Genomic DNA, 18,137 nt, shown 5'->3' with positions numbered 1-18,137 from the left:
GTAAAGGAATTCGTGGTGGCAACGCGAGCTAAGAAGACCGTCAAGCGCAAGAGCGGCAAGAAGGCTGCGAAGAAGGCCGTCAAGACTGCCGCGAAGAAAGCGACGAAGGCCCGCGCGCGCAAAGCTTCCAAAAACGTCAAGAAGGCCGCGAAGTCGAAGAAGGCTGCCGCCAAGAAGGGCGTGAAGAAGAACGCAGCGAAGACGTCGAAGAAGGCTGGCAAAAAGGCTGCGAAGAAGCAGGTCGCCGCCAAGAAGGCGGCGAAGACGGCAGCCACGACGCCAGCCAAGAAACCAACCAAGGCTCCGGCGAAGAAGGTATCCGAGAAGCCCAGGGCAATTCCGCCTGCGGCGATCGCGGCGCCAGCTCCCGTCGTGGCGCCGCCGAAAGCTGCCAAGCCGAAGGCGCCGCGCGCGCCGAAGCCCGCCGCAACTTCGCAACCCGCAGCGCCCGCAGCTGCTGCACCAAAGGCTGCCGCGCCCGTTGCCGCCCCCGCGCGCGATAACGTCTTCTACATCACGACCGCCATCGCCTATCCCAATGGCAGCCCCCATATCGGTCACGCCTATGAGGCGATCGCGACCGACGTGCTGGCGCGTTTTGCGCGGCTCGACGGCAAGGACGTGTTCTTTCTGACCGGGACTGACGAGCACGGCCAGAAAATGGTCCAGACGGCGGCCGGCGAGAACATGTCCGTCTCCGCGCTCGCCGCCCGAAATGCCGGCCGCTTCAAGGAGATGGACGAGCGCCTGAACGTATCGTTCGACCGCTTCATCCGCACCACCGAGGAGCAGCATCATCGCTCCAGCCAGGAGATCTGGCGGCGCATGGAGGCGAACGGCGACATCTATGCCGACACCTATGCCGGCTGGTACTCGGTGCGCGACGAGGCCTATTACGCCGAGGACGAGACGCGCCTGAACGACGACGGCGTGCGGCTCGGACCGCAGGGCTCGCCGGTCGAATGGGTCGAGGAGAAGAGCTACTTCTTCCGCCTGTCGGCGTACCAGGACAAGCTGCTCAAGCTGTATGCTGATCATCCCGATTTCATCGGGCCGGATTCCCGCAAGAACGAGGTGGTCAGCTTCGTCAAGGGCGGCCTGCGCGACCTCTCGATCTCACGCACGACGTTCGACTGGGGCGTGAAGGTGCCCGGCGACGAAGAGCACGTGATGTATGTCTGGGTCGATGCGCTGACCAACTACATCACCGGCGTCGGCTTCCCCGACGAGAGCGACAAGAACTGGCGCTACTGGCCGGCCGACGTGCACATCATCGGCAAGGACATCATCCGTTTCCACGCGGTGTACTGGCCGGCGTTTCTGTTGTCGGCCGGAATCCCGCTGCCGAAGCGGGTCTATGCCCACGGCTTCCTGTTCAACAGGGGCGAGAAGATGTCGAAGTCGGTCGGCAACGTCGTCGATCCCTTCAACCTCGCCGACCAGTACGGCGTCGACCAGATGCGCTATTTCTTCCTGCGCGAGGTGCCGTTCGGACAGGACGGCAACTACAATCACGAGGCCATCGTCGCGCGCATCAACGCCGACCTTGCCAACGATCTCGGCAATTTGGCGCAGCGCTCGCTGTCGATGATCGCCAAGCAGCTCGGCGGCGTGCTGCCCGAGCCCGCCGAGTTCAGCGACAACGACAAGGCGATCCTGGCGATGGCCGACGGCATGGTGGCCGCGTCCCGCGAAGCCATGGCGACGCAGCAGATCCACCAATGGCTCAACGCCGTCTGGGCCGTGGTCGCGGAGGCCAACCGCTATTTCGCCGGCGAGGCGCCGTGGGCGCTCGCCAAGACCGATCCGGCCCGGCAGAAGACGGTGCTCTATGTCACCGCCGAGGTCGTGCGCCAGATCGCGATCCTGGCTCAGCCGGCGATGCCGGCCGCTTCCAGCAAGCTGCTCGACAGCCTCGGTATCCCCGAGGGAGAGCGCAGCTTCGCCATGCTCGGCGGTGCCAAGCGGATCGCGCCGGGCTCGACGCTGCCGGCTCCGATGCCGGCGTTTCCGCGCTACATCGAGCCGGCGGCCTAGAGGCATTCGCCGATGCTGGTCGACAGCCACTGCCATCTGGATTTTCCCGACTTTGCGGAAGATCTCGACGGGATCGTGTCGCGGGCACGGGCGGCCGGGGTCGGGCGCATGGTCACGATTTCGACCCGGGTTCGGAAGCTGCATCAGCTTCTCGCTATCGCCGAACGCTACGACGACGTCTATTGCTCGGTCGGCACCCATCCGCACCACGCGGATGAGGAGGACGGCATCGCGCCGGACGAGCTGGTTGCGTTGACGGAGCATCCCAAAGTCGTCGCGCTCGGCGAGGCCGGGCTCGACTATTTCTACGACAACGGCTCGCCGGAGGCCCAGGCGAGGGGCTTTCGCGCCCACATCGCCGCGGCCCGCGCCACCGGCCTGCCGCTGGTGATCCACACCCGCGAAGCCGACGAGGACTGCGCCCGCATCCTGGAAGACGAGGCGGCCAACGGATCGTTTCGCGCCGTGCTGCATTGCTACACGGGCGGGCGCGAGCTGGCATTGAAGGCGGTATCGCTCGGGCTCTATATCGGTTTCACGGGCATCCTGACTTTCAAAAAGTCGGAAGCCCTACGCGCGCTCGCGGCCGAACTGCCGTCCGATCGTATCCTGGTCGAAACCGACTCGCCCTATCTTGCGCCAGGCAAGTTCCGCGGCAAACGCAACGAACCGGCCTATGTGGTGGAGGTCGCAAGAGTGCTGGCCGAGACGCGCGGGGTGTCGATCGACGAGATCGCGCGCCAGACCAGCGAAAACTTCTTCCGCTTGTTCTCGAAGGTGAAGGCTTGAGACTGGAAGCCGCATGACGCTGACATTGACGATCCTGGGCTGCGGCTCCTCCGCCGGCGTGCCGCGCCCGGCGCTCGGCTGGGGCGCCTGCGATCCCGACAATCCCAAGAACCGCCGCCGCCGCTGCTCGCTGCTGGTCGAACGGATATCCGAGCACGGCACCACGCGCATCCTGATCGACACTTCGCCGGACCTGCGCGAGCAATTGCTCTCGACCAATGTCGATCACATCGACGCGGTGTTCCTGACGCATGAGCACGCCGACCAGACCCACGGCATGGACGATCTGCGATCGGTCGTGATGCACATGCGCCGCCGCATCCCGACCTATTTCAACCAGTCGACCGCCAAGGACATCCTGTCGCGCTTCTCCTATTGCTTCATCTCGCCGGAGGGCAGCGACTATCCGCCGATCCTGACGCGGCATTCGATCGAGGCCGGCGAGAGCCAGACCATCCTGGGGAAGGGGGGCGCCGTGACGATGACGGCCTTTCTGGTCCAGCATGGCAACATTCCCGCGCTCGGCTATCGCATCGGGGATGCCGCCTACACACCCGACCTCAACGACATCCCGCGCGAGAGCTGGGATGCACTGAAGAATCTGGACCTCTGGATCGTCGACGGCCTGCGCTACACCAACCATGTCAGCCATTTCAGCATCAACGACGCGCTGTCCTGGATCGAGCGGTTCAAGCCAAAGCGCGCCGTCATCACCAACATGACCGCCGACGTCGATTACGAGGTCATCCGGCAATCGCTGCCCGCGGGCGTCGTGCCCGCCTTCGACGGGCTGCGGCTGGAGACGCATTGAACCTGCGGTAGAAATTCCGCCGCCGGCAGGCATAGTCCTTGCTTGCGTCGGCTCCATCATGTTGATCTAACGTCTGAAAGACAGGGCATTGGCCAAGGGCGATATTGAGGCAGGATCGGCGATGCGCGAGATGCGATCGCCGGGCCCGCCGAAACGCCTCCGTGTGAGGATGGGATTGCGTGGCAGGGGACGACGTAACGGCTGGAGGACTGGTGCGGCGCGCGCTGGATCTTCTTTATCTCGGGGCAGGCTACGCCGCCGGCGTCTTCCTGGTTGCGATCTTTGCCATCATGATGGTCATGTCGGTCGGGCGCCAGTTCGCGATCAACATTCCCGCCGGCGATGATTTCGCGTCGTGGTGCATGGCCGCGATGGCTTTCCTCGGCCTTGCGCATACCTTCAAGCGCGGAGAGATGATCCGCGTCGGCCTGCTGCTGGAACGGTTGCACGGGCGGACCAAGCAGGTCGCTGAGATCGTGGCGCTCGGTATCGCCACCGCCTTCATTCTCTATTTCACCCGCTTTGCCGTGCAGATGACCTACGATTCCTGGCGCTTCAACGATGTGGCGCAGGGCGTCGTCGCGCTTCCGCTCTGGATTCCCCAGCTCGGCTTCGCCGGCGGGCTTGCGATCCTATCGATCGCGCTCATCGACGAAATGGTCAATGTCGTCGGCGGCGGCCGCCCAAGCTACGAGAAGGGCTCGCCGGACGAGACGCCGGACGAATTCATCGAGCGCATCTCGCAGGGCGGCGGAGGTTGACCATGGCCAATCTCGGCATGATCGAGCTGTCGTTCGTTCTGCTCGGCGTCATGATCCTGCTGCTGGGAAGCGGCGTGTGGATCGCGGTCTCGCTTGGACTTGTCGGCTTCGTAGCGATGGCGTTGACCACGAGCCTGCCGCTCGGCGCGGTGCTTGCGACCACCACCTGGAGCGCCAGCTCGTCGTGGACCCTGGCCGCGCTGCCGCTGTTCATCTGGATGGGGGAGATTCTCTTCCGCACCAAATTGTCGGAAGAGATGTTCCGGGGGCTGTCGCCCTGGGTTCAGTGGCTGCCGGGACGCCTGACCCATGTCAACGTGATCGGCTGCGGCATCTTTGCGGCGGTGTCGGGCTCTTCGGCGGCGACCTGCGCGACGATCGGAAAAATCGCGCTGCCTGAGCTGGACAAGCGCGGCTACGACAAGAACCTCAGTCTCGGATCGCTCGCAGGCGCGGGCACGCTCGGCCTCCTGATTCCGCCCTCGATCCCGATGGTGGTCTACGCGGTCACGGCGAACGTCTCCGTGCTTCAGGTGTTCCTCGGCGGATTCCTGCCGGGCGTGCTCGTGATGGTGCTCTATTCGGGCTACATCATCATCTGGTCGCTGCTCAATCCCAAGAAGGTCCCGCCGCGCGATCCGCCGATGCCATTCCGGCAGAAGCTTCAAGAATCGGCGAAGCTCGCACCCTGCCTGCTGCTGATCTTCGCCGTCTTCCTTTCGCTCGTGCTTGGTTTTGCGACCGCAACCGAATGCGCAGCCTGGGGTGTCACCGGCGCATTGCTGCTGGCCTGGTGGAGCGGCACGCTCACGCGGAAAAACTTCCTCGAGAGCATCATGAGCGCGACGCGCCTGACCTGCATGATCATGCTGATCCTGGCAGGTGCGGCCTACACCACGGCTGCGATGGCCTATACGGGCATTCCGGCCGCGCTCGCCACCTGGGTCCAGGGCCAGCAGCTCACGCCGGGCATGCTCGCGCTGTATCTGAGCATCATGTACATCATCCTGGGATGCCTGATCGACGGCATCTCGATGATCGTCCTGACCGCGGTCATCGTGCTGCCCATGGTCAAGCAGGCCGGCCTGGACCTGGTCTGGTTCGGCGTCTATCTCATCATTCACGTGGAAATGGCGCAGATCACGCCGCCGGTTGGATTCAATCTCTTCGTGCTACAGAACATGAGCGGCCGTGATACGTTCACCGTTGCGCGGGCAGCGTTTCCGTTTTTCGTCCTATTGCTCGCTTCCGTGTTCATCATCACGGAGTATCCGCAGATCGTGATGTTCTTGCCCAAGCTCGCCTTCCCAGACTGAGCGTGCGAAGTGTTCAAATTGACTGTGAGGAGAAGCCCGATAATGTCCCGTATAATCCGCGCATCCTTGATCGTCGGCGCCGTGCTCGCCGCGACACCCGCTATGGCTCAGACCAAATGGAATCTGCCGGCGGCCTATCCCGCCGACAATCCCCATTCCGAGAATCTCGTCGCGTTCGCCAAGGACGTCGAGGCCGCCACCTCCGGCAAGCTCCAGATCACGGTTCATCCGGGCGCCTCGCTGTTCAAGGCACCCGACATCAAGCGCGCGGTAGTGACCGGTCAGGCGCAGATGGGCGAAGTGCTGCTCTCGATCCACGAGAACGAGGATCCGATGTTCGGCATCGACGTCGTGCCGTTCCTCGCGACCAGCTTCCCGGACGCGATGAAGCTGTATCAAGCCTCCAAGCCTGCGATCGTCAAGAAGCTCGATGCGCAGGGCCTCAAGCTGCTGTTTGTCGTGCCGTGGGCGCCGCAAGGCGTCTATGTCAACAAGCCGCTCGCGACGATCGAGGACATGAAGGGCCTGAAATGGCGCGCCTATAACGTCGGGACCGCGCGCATCGGCGAGCTGGTCGGCGCGCAGTCTGTCACGATCCAGGCTGCCGAACTGCCACAGGCGCTGGCGACCGGCGTGGTCAATTCCTTCATGTCGTCGGGCGGCACCGGCTACGACTCGAAGGCCTGGGAGTCGCTCAAATATTTCTACGACGTTCAAGCCTGGATTCCCAAGGACTACACCTTCGTCAACAAGGCCGCGTTCGACGCGCTCGACAAGCCGACCCAGGAGGCCATCCTCAAGGCGGCGGCAACGGCGGAAACCCGCGGCTGGAAGGCCTGGCAGGACAAGAGCACCTGGTACCTCGACCAGCTCAAGGCAAAAGGCATGAATGTCGAGCCGCCGAGCCCGGCGTTGAAGGCCGGCTTCCAGAAGATCGGCGAGCAGCTCACGGCCGACTGGCTCAAGAAGGCCGGCGCCGACGGTCAGGCGATCGTCGACGCCTACAAGAAGATGTGAGGATGAGGCCTTCCGCCCGCCGCCTTCCGGTGTGCGGGCGGAAGATACAGCATGCGCCGCGCCAAATGCCGTCCAGAGGCTTGACGACAGCCACGAACGAAACAACAACGACGATAGCCAGCACGGTCCCGTATCCGGGGAGCGACATCATCTCGGAATCAGGGGCGCAATCATCTCGGAAACGAGGGGCGGCTTCCTCGAAATCGGCACAACACGCCGGAGGCCGGGGCGCTTACGCTCAGCCCACCCGCATCAATCTCATGGTCACCTAGACGGCCGTAGAAGGTGCCGATCGGAATTTCCGACCTCTTTGTCACTCTCTATCGGGTCACGAAAAGGTTTGAGGAAATGAAGTCCACAAACACGCTCAGCCCGGATGGCTGGCATGGGCTGCTTGTCGCCCTGTTGCCTGCGCGATGGCTCACTCTGATGGAGGAACACGGCGAATGTATCCCACGGTGGCGTTATGGAGAAGATGGAGAGTATGCGGCCAACCTCGCCGCGATGATATCCTCCATGGAGTGCGACGTGAGTCAGCATCTCTTCTCTCGTCATGTATCCCTTGTCGCCGTCGGTGAAGGTGAACGGGACAGATTCGGAAAGCTTCGCGGCGGAGACATTCTGAACGTAGTCCAGGTACCATTGATCCGATGCTGCGACAGCGGCGCGCAACTCGCTCAACGTCGGTGTCTCGACCGTGTTATCCGACTCGTAATGATGATTCGTGCCACTGAGATGAGCGGCAAATATCTGGGCCACCACATAGTAGTGATTGATCAGCCGTATTGCGGTGTGTCTTTCGTCCTTTTGCGACTCCCCGGCGAGCATCTCTAGCTTGCCGAATAGATCGTTGTTGGCCCATGCATGATAGCGATACACGGTACGAAGCAACGTGCTCATAGTCGGTATCCCTTTCCCAATCCATGGAATGTGAGTAATTTGCTTGTATTCTGCGCGGAGGGATAATGTCTACTCGCATTGCAAAATCGCAGCGCGTGATGCGGAAAGAGCCGCGTCAGGCCCGGTCCCGAGCGACCGTTGAGGCGATGATCGAAGCTGGTGCTCGTATTCTGGGCGACGAAGGATGGGCCGGTTTTACAACCAACAAGGTCGCAGAAGCAGCCGGGGTAAGCATCGGCTCGCTTTATCAGTATTTTCCCGACAAGCTGTCGCTAATCGAGGGCATTCGTCGTCGCCACCTTGATGACTGCCTTGCCGTGATGCGGAGATCTCAGAAGGAGGGGCGGCCGGTGATGCAGTTCGTGGAGGCTCTTGTTGGCGACATGATTGCAGCGCACAGCATCCACCCGGGACTTCATGAAGTACTGCTCGACGAAGCCCTGAGCTTTGACGGCCTTAGGGATCCACACAGTTCATTCGAGGCAGAATATCTCGCCTGCTACCAGGCGGCTGTCGCTACATATCGGTCGCAAGAGACAAATGCGAACGATTATACGGTTTCGCTAATCATCTCGGACGCCATCGACGGAGTGATCCATAACGCGGCGCGCCGCGGCATGCTCGAAGACCCGGACGTCAAAAACGAACTTGTCCGGATGATTGGCTTGTACCTTTCCGCCGGAGGCGAGGGGCCTACTGAGTAGATCGATCAGTCGAAGTCTCAAGGTCGGCAACGGGTTCTTCCCAGCCATTCCCGGCTACAAGATGGTCAGAGCTTTCTACGGGAAATCCCGGATGATGTCGTGCCAGAGCTTCGCGCCTATGAAGCAACGGAGATCTGACGCTTGGTAACCACCGATGTCGCTCTATGCCAAGCGGATGGAGCCGTTTTTTGGCGGATGCCGCAACACACGTGGCGACCGCAGGCGGCCGGCTGATCGCTGTCATTTTAATCGACGGCACGACCGGCAGTCCGGACAGGTGTGACCGCATCCGCAAAACGTGTGAAACACTCGTGAGACCGAGCTGAGGCTCGCCGAACACTCGACCCATCAACGGGCGTAGCCCGCGCCGCTTGCCCAACGATGCCAGTGAAGAAGACGACCGCGTTGCTCGATCGCCTGACACACCATAAGAGATCGCGTGCGCTCAATGAAGGTATATGCTGAGTTGATGAGTATGGACCCTAGCTAGTCCTTCCGGATCAATCGCCAGCGACCCGGTGTGGTGCCAACAGCCGCCGAGAATACTCTGGTGAAGTGACTTTGATCGGAGAAGCCGCATTTGATCGCAATTTCCGTCAGCGACGATGTTGAGTTTATCAGCAGAGCCTTGCTTTGCTCGATACGTTGACTCATCAGCCACCGATGGGGCGGCGTACCCGTGCTTACTCTGAAAGCGCGAGCGAAGTGGGCGGCTGACACGCCACATTCGCTGGCGATCCGTGCCAATGCAATTTCCCCATTGAGATTCTGACGCATCAATGCCTTTGCCGTCCGAAGCTGCCATGGCGCCAACCCACTGCGGTAAGAGCGATTGCGAGGTTGGCTGACTGCGTATTTCCTGAGGAAATGAATGTTTAGCGCCATCGCGACGTGGCCCACGAACAGCTCATTGGCCTCATGTGGTCTTTCGAGCATCGGCAGAAGGCAACCGCCCAAATGAGCCAGGATGGGATCGAGGGAGTTCGTACCCCCGACGACGTCATATTCAACGCGACCAACACCAAGTTCGTTTGCCAGCTCGCTTAGGGTGTTGTGCGGCAGGTACAGATAGAGAAAATCGAACGGCTCATAGAAGTGAACGATCGTTTCACATCGCAGATCGTAGATGCTCGTCTCGTCCTTCAAGGCGCCCTTTGGCACGTGACGACCGTCCAGCCACGTCTCGGCTCTCTGATTCCGCAGCCGAAGGCAAAGCGCGAAGGCCTCGTCCGGAGGTGACGGCAACGTTGGATCTCCGACCGGTCCGGAATACGCCATTCGCACTGCGGCGAACGTTCCTTTCTGTAGCGACTTGACGACGCCGGAGCTCGCCTCCTGGATCATTGGAAATAGCCTCGCAAGCCGATCGCCGAAAAGGCCGTCACCGGCCATGATTTGCTCCCCATGATCGGCCGAAAGCGATCGGCCCGGTCTGCGTTCGGTTTTGATGCCCCGCGTGATTTCCTTGCAGGCTCGTTTTGATCAATCGTGGCTGAGAATGTTCAAGCGCCACCGCTCGGGTGACCCTAGATTTTGGCAATACTTCAACTTTCACGGAGCATTTGATGTATTTCACGACGATCAAACCGCAGGTCATGTCGGAGTCGGCGCAGGCCAATCTTGCTTTACTGGAAGATCTCGTCCGCGCCGCCCGCTCTCGCTTCGCTGCGCTTGTGGAAAAACTCACCGAATTGCGAGCGGCCCCCTCGCCCAGGGCGTCGAGCGAGCAGCGTTCCCATGAAGACGGCCCGGGAAGCTCTGCACGCGGTCTTGCTGGCGCGATCGAGGATCTGATCGCGATCGCCGCCGTGATGGATCGCATGGCTGGCGAGCTCTTGCTGGAATCGAAGCAATTGTGGGCGTCCGTCGGATTTGTCTCCGGTAACGTCCACAAGATCACCTTTGGCCGGTGGCGATTGCTCGGCAGCCGGAAGCGGAATGATTTGTTCGCCGTCGCGGTCGACGAGAGGCTCAGGCGGATGCCGCGCCTGGTGATCTCGCTGCTGGAGGTTGCCACCATTCTGGAGGAAGCGATCGTAGACCTACACTCAGGCAAGAGTGGAGAGGGGGCTGGTAACCGGTAGCGACATCTCCAACGATCACTGTGACGTCGCATCGAGCTTGCATGCGCATTCGACCGAACGCGCATGCCCAGAATGTTGCGGGCGTGCTGCCAATATGGCGGTCGACCCGCAACTCCGGATGTCATTCGCCGGCTCCGACAATGACGGAGACTGGCCTTTTCTCCTTTGAGAGGGCCCAGTAGATCAATCCGCCGACGCTGGCGCCGATGAGCCATCCCCAGTCACCGACATTGAAGATAAGTCCATAGGCGCCGAGCAGGGACAATCCGATGGATAGCGTGCCCGATAGTCCCAGAGCGATCAGCGCTCTGTGATTCCAGCCCCCTTCGTAGTTGAACGCGCCGGTTGATGACATCGTGTAGAGGTCCTCGACCGTCACGATCTGCTTTTTGACGAGATAGTAGTCGGCGATCATGATGCCGAACATCGGTCCGAGCGTCGAGCCGAAGATGCTGACGAACAGCGTGATGGCCGAGGGGCTCGCGACGAATAGCCAGGGGCAGACCAGCACCGACAGGATCGACGTGATAAGGCCGCCCATCCTGAAATCTATACGCTCGGGATTTAGGTTTGAGATGTCGTAGGCCGGCGAGACGAAATTGGCGACGATGTTGATGCCCATGGTTGCCACGATGAACGTGATCGAGCCGACGATGACGATAATCGGGCTGCCGATCTTCTCGACGATCAGGACGGGATCCATGATCGCCTCCCCGAACACCTTCAGCGTGCCGGCCGTCACGATCACCGTGATAATCGAAAACACCAGGAAATTGACGGGTAGGCCGAGCAGATTCCCCATCCTCATGGCGTCCTCGTCCTTGGCGAACCGGGCGAAGTCGCCGAAGTTGAGCAGGAGCGCCGAGAAGTAGGCGACGATCAGCATCGCGGCATTGGCCATCACTCCGATCGTTGCCGCGTTGGAAGCCGGCGGCGAGCTGAGCTGAAGCGACAGGCTCGAAAAGCCGGTCTGCCACAGCATCCAAATCGCGAGGGCGAACATAACGACGTAAACCACCGGCCCGCAGAAGTCGATAAAGCGGCGGATGCGCTCCATGCCACTCAGGAAGATGACGAGCTGGAACAGCCACATGAAGAGAAAGCTGAACCAGGCGAGCGTGGACAGGCCAATTATGCTGTTGTGTGTCAGATCGGCGGCGGAGGGCACCAAGGTGACGATCAGGACCTGAACCGCCTTAGAGGCGAAGTAGGTCTGGACACCGTACCAGACGATGCCGACCACGCCGCGCACCGTGGCGGCAAGATTGGCTCCCATCACCCCGAACGACACGCGCGCCATGACCGGGAAGGGGATGCCGTAGCGCTGGGATGGGCGACCGATGAGGTTCATCAGGAAATAGACTGCCGTGATGCCCACCGTCATCGAGATGAGAACTTGCCATCCGGTCAAGCCGAGAAAAAACAGGCTTGCTGCGAATGTGTAGCCGCCGACTGAGTGGACGTCCGACATCCACATCGCAAACAGGCTAAATATACCCCAGGTCCGTCCCTCCGGTGCTGTCGGCGCAAGGTCATGGTTATAGAGCTTCGGATGGGCACCGGTGATGATCAGCGTGGGAACGTCGCCGCTCTTGGATGACATGTCCTCTACCTCGAATGTTGTTGGCGCGCAGGAACAACGCGTGCGTTGGAAACCGCGGCCCCGCCGTTGATGTCCCGCACCACGCGGGACGATCGGATCGAAGCAAGCGACATGCCATCGTTATAACGATCGATAAAATAATTTTACGATCGATAAAATTCTTTTACAAACACGAATTTGCGATTTGACGAGGGATGATGTTACTGGTGAGACTTTTGTGCCACAACCAAGGGCTGAACAAGGAATAAGCCGATCGCCCGTGCCAGATATGAAGCAGGCCCGGGACCGTTGAAGCCGTTTCGCGCCCAAAAATGGGCGTCCAAACAAGAAGTTAGGTGCCGCGCTTGATGTTCGACCGCTTTGCGGGGGGCGCCCGGTCCGCCGACCTGTCGTAACCCTGAAGGCCGAGTCCGCTGAGGACGAGCTGGACGATTGTCGCCTTCGCCGCGTCGTAGTCAGCTTCCTCGAGCTGTCTCTTGCGCTTCATGATGATCATCTGGCTCGAAAAGTCAGCATAGGCCTGGGTCATCGCCCAGATGCAGAAGAAAAGATCAACGGCGCTGATCGGGCGGATGGCCCCAGTCGCGGCCCAATGGTCCAGCGTCTTAACTTTGTCGAGCAGTAACGGGGTCGAGACCTTCTCGATAAAGCTGCCGATGAATTGCGCGCCGCTGATGATCTCGTTGGCATAGATGCGCGACAAATGAGGGTGGTCTCGCGAGAAATCGATTTTTCTGTGAATGTAGCGAACTAGGATGGTCTCGACGTCGGAAGTCATGTCGAGACTGTCGATGTCTCGTGCCCACATGTTCATTGCGCGTTCGAGCACCGCGCGATACAGATCTTCCTTATCTTCGAAATAGTAGTAGATGTGCGGCTTTGCGATCGAGGCCTTCTTGGCAATCAGTGCCGTCGTGGCTCCCCGGAAGCCAAAATGCCCAAAGACGAATTCCGCCGCGTCGAGGATTTTTCCTTCGATGTCGGGGCCGGGCGCCGCCTTGCGCCCGCCTTTGGGCGCGCGGCGGATGCGAAAAAGCTTGAGCTTGTCGGCGGGCGTCGCAGCCATAGTGTCCCGGTGAGAAGCTTGCCTTCACGCGGGAAGGCTGAGCGGGATGGTCCGCCGGGTTGATATCGGCGATTCCGACCGGAAAGTGCCCTGCTTGACCGGCTTTATCAAGCAATTTGGACGGGTAAAAGCTCTCCAATGCGTAGGGAGCAATCAGCTCAGGCCGAGATCGCCTTCGCCGATCCGACCTCGTTGCGGAGTAGGAATTTCTGGATTTTGCCGGTCGAGGTCTTCGGGATCGGTCCGAACACGACGGCCTTGGGCGTCTTGAAGCCGCTCATGTGCGAGCGGCAGAAGGCGATGATGTCGGCTTCGCTGGCGCTGGCGCCGTCCTTCAGCTCGACGAAGGCGCAGGGCACTTCGCCCCATTTCGGATCGGGCTTTGCGACCACGGCGGCGAACAGCACGGCCGGGTGCTTGTAGAGAATGTCCTCGACCTCGACGGAGGAGATGTTCTCGCCGCCGGAGATGATGATGTCCTTGGACCGATCCTTGATGATGACGTAGCCGTGCTCGTCGAGCACACCGAGATCGCCGGTGTGAAACCAGCCGCCCTCGAACGCTTCCCTGGTCGCCTTCTCGTTCTTGAGATAGCCCTTCATCACGATGTTGCCGCGGAACATGACCTCGCCGATGGTCTCGCCGTCGCGCGACACTTGCCTCATGGTCTGCGGATTGATGACGGTGACGCTTTCCTCGAGCGGGTAGGGCACGCCCTGCCGGCGCTTCATGCGCGCGCGCTCGGCCGCGGGGAGCTCGTCCCAGCCGGGCTGCTCGGCGCAGACGGAGGCGGGGCCGTAGACTTCGGTCAGGCCGTAGACATGCGTGAGCTTGATGCCGATGCTTTCGGCGCCTTCCAGCACGGCGACCGGCGGCGCGGCGCCGGCGATCAGGCCGACGACGCGGCGGGCCGCGCTGCCTTTGGGCGCATCGGGTGCGTTGATCAGCGTGTTGTAGACGATCGGCGCGCCGCACATGTGGGTGACGCCGTGCTGCTTGATCAGCTCGAAAATCTTCGTTGGCTCGACCTTGCGCAGGCAGACATTGATGCCGGCGGCGGCCGCGATGGTCCACGGGAAGCACCAGCCGTTGCAATGGAACATCGGCAGCGTCCAGAGATAGACCGGATGCTGGCCGAGACCACCGGCGAGGATGTTGCTGACGGCGTTCAGATAGGCGCCGCGATGATGGGTGACGACGCCCTTGGGATTGCCTGTAGTGCCCGAGGTGTAGCTCAGCGCGATCGCGTCCCATTCGTCGTTTGGCGTGATCGCCGCGAAGTTCGGATCGCCTTCGGCGACGGCCGCTTCATACTCGATCTCGCCGATGCGGCTGCCGCCTTTGAACGATGCGTCGTCGACGTCGACCACGAGCGGCTTGGGGCCCGTCATCTGCGCCAGCGCGTCGGTGATGACACGCGAGAACTCGGGGTCGACCAGGATGATCTTCGCGCCGCCATGGTCGAGCTGAAACGCGATCGAAGGGGCATCGAGACGGATGTTCAGCGCGTTGAGCACCGCGCCGGTCATGGGCACGGCGAAATGCGCCTCGTTCATCGCCGGGATGTTCGGCAGCATCGCAGCGACGGTGTCGCCGACGCCGATGCCCTTGCGCGCGAGCCAGGACGCAAAGCGCCGGCAGCGCTCATAGGTCTCGGCCCAGGTGAAGCTGCGGCCCTCATAGACCGTGCTGACATGATCGGGATAGACAGCGGCGCTGCGCGCGAGGAAGCTCAGCGGGCTCAGCGGCACGTAATTGGCGGGTGTCTTGTCGAGGCCGATATCGTACTGGTTCTGCCGCTCGCTCATCGACACCCTCCTTAAACCGCCGCGCCTCAAAGGAAACCGATCGAGATCCAGGGGAAGATCGCGACGATGATCAATCCCGCCAGCAGCGCCGCCAGATAGCCCCAGATCGGCCGGATACCCTCGGCCGGGTCGACGCGTCCGATGGCGCAGGCGGCATAATAGCCGACGCCGAACGGCGGCGCGAATAGTCCGATGCCCATGGCGAGGATGATCACCATGGCGTAGTGCACCTCGTGCACGCCGACGGCCCGGGCGATCGGAAACAGCAGCGGTCCGAACAGCACGATCGCCGGGATGCCCTCCAGCACGCTGCCGAGGATGGTGAAGGCCAGGATCGAGACGGCGATGAAGGTCGCAGCTCCCCCGGGCAATCCGGTCATGGCCGCGGCCAGCGAGCGCGAGAACCCGGATTGGGTGAGGCCCCAGGCCATGCCGGTCGCCGTGCCGATGATCAGCAGGATCGCACCTGACAGCGACGCCGTCTCGATCAGCATCGGAAGCAGCCGCCGCCAGTCGAACCGGCGGTAGACGAGCAGCCCGACGAGGGCGCCATAGACGATGCCGATGGTGGAGACTTCGGTGGCCGTGGCGATGCCCTCGACCACGGCATAGCGGATCACGAAGGGCAGTGCGAGCGCGGGCAGGGCGACGACGAAGGTTCTGCCGATCTCGCCACCCGTGGCGCGGCGGACGTGGCTCATGTCCTCGTGGCGGTAGCGCCACCACACCAGCATGCAGAGCGTGATGGCGAGCACGACGCCGGGCAGGAGGCCGCCGGTGAAGAGGGCGGCGATCGACACGCCGGTGACCGAGCCGATCGTGATCAGCACGAGGCTCGGCGGAATGGTCTCGGTCTGGGCGCCGGTCGCCGCCAGCAGCGCGACGAGATCGCCGGGCTTGGCGCCGCGCTCTTTCATCTCGGGAAACAGCACGGGCGCAACGGCGGCCATGTCGGCGGCCTTGGCGCCTGATATGCCCGAGACCAGGTACATGGCGCCGACCAGCACATAGTGCAGGCCGCCCCTGATATGGCCGAGCAGGCTCGCCAGGAACGCCACCATGGCCCGCGCCATGCCGGTCATCTCGATCAGCAGCCCCAGGAAGACGAACAGCGGCACCGAGAGCAGGATGAGGTGGCTCATGCCCTCGTCCATCCGCCCGACCAGCACCATGACCGGCGTGCGCGTGGCGAGCGCGAGATAGCCAAAGATCGCCAGGCCAAAGCCGAACGCAATGGGAACACCGGCAAAGACGCAAAAGCCGGCAACTCCGACGAAGAAGATGACGAGGTTGAGATTGCCGAGCTGTCGCAGGAGCGGCTCCGCCAGCCAGAACAGGCCGATTATGGCGGCAACGGTGGCGACGGCCGCCGCGACCATCCGCCAATCGGCCGCGCGCAGCAGCCGCAGCATGGCAAAGGCCGCCATCAGGCCAATGCCGGCCGGCAGCGCCGCGGCGCGCCACATATTGGAGATCTGGAGCGCCGGCGTCGTGATGTAGCTTTCCTCATAGGCGTAGTCGCAGGCGGGCCAGACGATCAGGAGCAGGAACGCCAGGGCCGCTGAGGTCGCGACCAGATCGAGATAGGCCCGCATGGCCGGCCGCGCGCTGGCGACGACCGCGGTCATGCGCATGTGCTCGGAGCGGCGGAACGCAACCGCCGCACCGAGCATGGCGAGCCACAGGAACAGGATCGAGGCGAGCTCGTCCGACCAGATCAGCGGCCGGTGCAGGCCGTAGCGCGCGACTACGCCGGCAAACAGGATCACGATCTCGGCGACGACCAGGATCGCGGCCGGGACTTCGACGACGAGACCGAGCAGCCGCTCGAGCGAAGCCAGCAACGATGGTCGGCGAGGGGGCTGAAACGCCGCCTCGCCCGCCACTGCGGTCATCTCGACCTCGACACGAGCCATGATGGCCCCAACGCGTTACGACAGCTTGCCGACGGCCTTTTCCAGGAGATCCCAGGCCTGATCGCCATACTTGCCCTTCCACTCGGCATAGAAGCCGGCGGACCGCAGCTTGTCGCGGAAAGGCGCCACCGCCGGCTGATTGAAGGTCAGGCCCTTGGTCGCGAGTTCCTGCTGCAGGTTGGCATTGAGCTTGGCGGTATCGGCGCGCTCGTTGACCGCGGCGGCGTTGATGTTCTTGGCGACGATTGTGCGCACGTCCTGCGGCAGCTTTTCCCAGGCTCTGCGGTTGGCCAGGAACCAGAAGCCGTCCCACATGTGGTTGGTCAGCGAGCAGTACTTCTGCACCTCGTAGAGCTTGGCGGTCGAGATGATCGCCAGCGGGTTCTCCTGGCCTTCGACGATCTTGGTCTGCAGCGCCGAATAGACCTCGCTGAAATTGATCGAGGCGGGCGCAGCGTCGAACGCCTTGAACATCGAGGTCCACAGCGGCGACACCGGCACGCGGATCTTGAAGCCCTTGAGGTCGTCAGGACCGGTGATCGGCTTGGTCGACGACGTGGTCTGGCGGAAGCCGTTGTCCCAGATCTTGTCCATGACCTCGAGGCCGGCCTTCTTGATCTCGCCGCGGACGAAGCCGCCGAGGTCGCCGTCCATGGCCTTCCAGACCGTATCGTAGTCCGGGAACGCGAAGCCGATGCCGTTGATGGACGCGGCCGGCACCAGGGTCGACAGAATCAGGCCCGACAGCGTGAAGAACTCGACGCCGCCGGAGCGGATCTGGCTCAGCATGTCGGTATCCGAGCCGAGCTGGTTGTTCGGGAAGATCTGGAGGTCGAACTTGCCGTTGGTCTCGCTCTTGATCGCCGCGGCCATCTCCTTGGCGCGGACGTTCAGCGGATGGGTGTCGGGCAGGTTATTGGCGTATTTGTAGGTGAACTCGGCGCTCTGGGCGCGGGCCACATGGGGCGCACTGAGGCCGCCGAGGACCGCGGTCGCGGCGGAGGCCTTGAGAAGCGTGCGTCGGGAAAAACTCATGAGTCTGCTTCCTCGGAAGGTTTGTTGTTGTTCTGAGACGCAAACCTATACGGACGGAAGGCCAGAAGGTCATCTGCGATCTCGCGAGGTCCTGCTTATTGCAGCCGGCCAAGGTCACGGCAATATCGGCTTCGCAGAGATCGAGCCGATTCAAAATCTGAAAAACAACCCCATGCACAGTAGCCGCCGAAGACCGGGACCAGGCTTCGAGACCCGGACCGAAAGCCGGCGGCAGTGAAGGCGTAATGGCAGGAATAGCGTCTAAATAACTGATCTGATTGTAGATAAAT

The 18,137-nt window shown here is 62.0% G+C and carries 15 protein-coding genes; 8 read left to right on the top strand and 7 right to left on the bottom strand.

The annotated features are described in order from the left end of the window. Nucleotides 1–15: 15 nt before the first annotated feature. The 6 genes from metG to AC066S_RS19995 all read left to right on the top strand — a co-directional run bounded on the left by metG (nucleotide 16) and on the right by AC066S_RS19995 (nucleotide 6,731). A complete protein-coding gene (gene metG, locus AC066S_RS20020) occupies nucleotides 16–2,037 on the top strand; it encodes a methionine--tRNA ligase (RefSeq protein ID WP_478270419.1) in 2,022 nt (673 codons plus the stop codon). Nucleotides 2,038–2,049: 12 nt separating this feature from the next. Next, on the top strand, nucleotides 2,050–2,826 hold the full coding sequence (locus tag AC066S_RS20015; protein WP_126257656.1) for a TatD family hydrolase: 777 nt from the start codon (nucleotides 2,050–2,052) through the stop codon (nucleotides 2,824–2,826). A 13-nt stretch (nucleotides 2,827–2,839) separates the two neighbouring features. Then, nucleotides 2,840–3,637: an MBL fold metallo-hydrolase gene (locus tag AC066S_RS20010; RefSeq protein ID WP_126257657.1), complete on the top strand. Its 798-nt coding sequence runs from the start codon at nucleotides 2,840–2,842 to the stop codon at nucleotides 3,635–3,637. Between the two features lie 179 nt (nucleotides 3,638–3,816). Then, nucleotides 3,817–4,398, top strand: coding sequence for a TRAP transporter small permease (locus tag AC066S_RS20005; RefSeq protein ID WP_126257658.1), 582 nt, complete (start codon nucleotides 3,817–3,819; stop codon nucleotides 4,396–4,398). A gap of 2 nt (nucleotides 4,399–4,400) precedes the next feature. Next, nucleotides 4,401–5,714 (top strand): TRAP transporter large permease, encoded by a 1,314-nt coding sequence (locus AC066S_RS20000; RefSeq protein ID WP_478270418.1) that lies wholly within the window; start codon nucleotides 4,401–4,403, stop codon nucleotides 5,712–5,714. A gap of 39 nt (nucleotides 5,715–5,753) precedes the next feature. Next, the gene (locus AC066S_RS19995; RefSeq protein WP_126257813.1) at nucleotides 5,754–6,731 is read left to right on the top strand and encodes a TRAP transporter substrate-binding protein; all 978 of its coding nucleotides are present in this window, start codon (nucleotides 5,754–5,756) and stop codon (nucleotides 6,729–6,731) included. Nucleotides 6,732–6,995: 264 nt separating this feature from the next. On the opposite strand, the gene AC066S_RS19990 is transcribed toward AC066S_RS19995, so the two are convergent. Further along, on the bottom strand, nucleotides 6,996–7,631 hold the full coding sequence (locus tag AC066S_RS19990) for a DinB family protein (protein WP_135170654.1): 636 nt from the start codon (nucleotides 7,629–7,631) through the stop codon (nucleotides 6,996–6,998). Between the two features lie 65 nt (nucleotides 7,632–7,696). On the opposite strand from AC066S_RS19990, the gene AC066S_RS19985 reads away from it, so the two are divergent. Beyond that, nucleotides 7,697–8,335: a TetR/AcrR family transcriptional regulator gene (locus tag AC066S_RS19985; RefSeq protein ID WP_478270417.1), complete on the top strand. Its 639-nt coding sequence runs from the start codon at nucleotides 7,697–7,699 to the stop codon at nucleotides 8,333–8,335. 486 nt (nucleotides 8,336–8,821) lie between these two features. Here the strand turns inward: AC066S_RS19985 and AC066S_RS19980 are convergent, their stop codons facing one another. After that, on the bottom strand, nucleotides 8,822–9,727 hold the full coding sequence (locus AC066S_RS19980; RefSeq protein WP_478270416.1) for a helix-turn-helix domain-containing protein: 906 nt from the start codon (nucleotides 9,725–9,727) through the stop codon (nucleotides 8,822–8,824). A gap of 173 nt (nucleotides 9,728–9,900) precedes the next feature. Here AC066S_RS19980 and AC066S_RS19975 point away from each other — a divergent pair, with 173 nt between their 5' ends. Then, on the top strand, nucleotides 9,901–10,419 hold the full coding sequence (locus AC066S_RS19975; protein ID WP_126257662.1) for a hypothetical protein: 519 nt from the start codon (nucleotides 9,901–9,903) through the stop codon (nucleotides 10,417–10,419). Nucleotides 10,420–10,540: 121 nt separating this feature from the next. Here the strand turns inward: AC066S_RS19975 and AC066S_RS19970 are convergent, their stop codons facing one another. The 5 genes from AC066S_RS19970 to AC066S_RS19950 all read right to left on the bottom strand — a co-directional run bounded on the left by AC066S_RS19970 (nucleotide 10,541) and on the right by AC066S_RS19950 (nucleotide 17,847). After that, complete coding sequence (locus AC066S_RS19970; RefSeq protein WP_126257663.1) at nucleotides 10,541–12,022, bottom strand: NCS1 family nucleobase:cation symporter-1; 1,482 nt, start codon at nucleotides 12,020–12,022, stop codon at nucleotides 10,541–10,543. A gap of 331 nt (nucleotides 12,023–12,353) precedes the next feature. After that, nucleotides 12,354–13,088 (bottom strand): TetR/AcrR family transcriptional regulator, encoded by a 735-nt coding sequence (locus AC066S_RS19965; RefSeq protein WP_126257664.1) that lies wholly within the window; start codon nucleotides 13,086–13,088, stop codon nucleotides 12,354–12,356. A gap of 158 nt (nucleotides 13,089–13,246) precedes the next feature. Beyond that, entirely contained in the window at nucleotides 13,247–14,896 is a 1,650-nt protein-coding gene (locus AC066S_RS19960; RefSeq protein WP_478270415.1) for an acyl-CoA synthetase, read from the bottom strand. Between the two features lie 26 nt (nucleotides 14,897–14,922). Continuing rightward, nucleotides 14,923–16,812, bottom strand: a complete 1,890-nt coding sequence (locus AC066S_RS19955) for a TRAP transporter large permease (RefSeq protein ID WP_478270414.1) — start codon at nucleotides 16,810–16,812, stop codon at nucleotides 14,923–14,925. Between the two features lie 15 nt (nucleotides 16,813–16,827). Then, nucleotides 16,828–17,847 (bottom strand): TRAP transporter substrate-binding protein, encoded by a 1,020-nt coding sequence (locus AC066S_RS19950; protein WP_126257667.1) that lies wholly within the window; start codon nucleotides 17,845–17,847, stop codon nucleotides 16,828–16,830. Nucleotides 17,848–18,137 lie beyond the last annotated feature (290 nt).

It is taken from the genome of Bradyrhizobium sp. CFUWI (assembly GCF_056429085.1).
Note: the sequence above shows the minus strand (reverse complement) of the source record. Positions and strands in the feature narration are given on the sequence as shown.

Excerpts from the sequence above, each read along its gene's own strand:
- AC066S_RS20015 (WP_126257656.1), top strand. The coding sequence starts at position 2,050 with ATGCTGGTCGACAGCCACTGCCATCTGGATTTTCCCGACTTTGCGGAA.
- AC066S_RS20010 (WP_126257657.1), top strand. The coding sequence starts at position 2,840 with ATGACGCTGACATTGACGATCCTGGGCTGCGGCTCCTCCGCCGGCGTG.
- AC066S_RS20000 (WP_478270418.1), top strand. The coding sequence starts at position 4,401 with ATGGCCAATCTCGGCATGATCGAGCTGTCGTTCGTTCTGCTCGGCGTC.
- AC066S_RS19990 (WP_135170654.1), bottom strand. The coding sequence starts at position 7,631 with ATGAGCACGTTGCTTCGTACCGTGTATCGCTATCATGCATGGGCCAAC.
- AC066S_RS19985 (WP_478270417.1), top strand. The coding sequence starts at position 7,697 with ATGTCTACTCGCATTGCAAAATCGCAGCGCGTGATGCGGAAAGAGCCG.
- AC066S_RS19980 (WP_478270416.1), bottom strand. The coding sequence starts at position 9,727 with ATGGCCGGTGACGGCCTTTTCGGCGATCGGCTTGCGAGGCTATTTCCA.
- AC066S_RS19975 (WP_126257662.1), top strand. The coding sequence starts at position 9,901 with ATGTATTTCACGACGATCAAACCGCAGGTCATGTCGGAGTCGGCGCAG.
- AC066S_RS19970 (WP_126257663.1), bottom strand. The coding sequence starts at position 12,022 with ATGTCATCCAAGAGCGGCGACGTTCCCACGCTGATCATCACCGGTGCC.
- AC066S_RS19965 (WP_126257664.1), bottom strand. The coding sequence starts at position 13,088 with ATGGCTGCGACGCCCGCCGACAAGCTCAAGCTTTTTCGCATCCGCCGC.
- AC066S_RS19960 (WP_478270415.1), bottom strand. The coding sequence starts at position 14,896 with ATGAGCGAGCGGCAGAACCAGTACGATATCGGCCTCGACAAGACACCC.
- AC066S_RS19955 (WP_478270414.1), bottom strand. The coding sequence starts at position 16,812 with ATGGCTCGTGTCGAGGTCGAGATGACCGCAGTGGCGGGCGAGGCGGCG.
- AC066S_RS19950 (WP_126257667.1), bottom strand. The coding sequence starts at position 17,847 with ATGAGTTTTTCCCGACGCACGCTTCTCAAGGCCTCCGCCGCGACCGCG.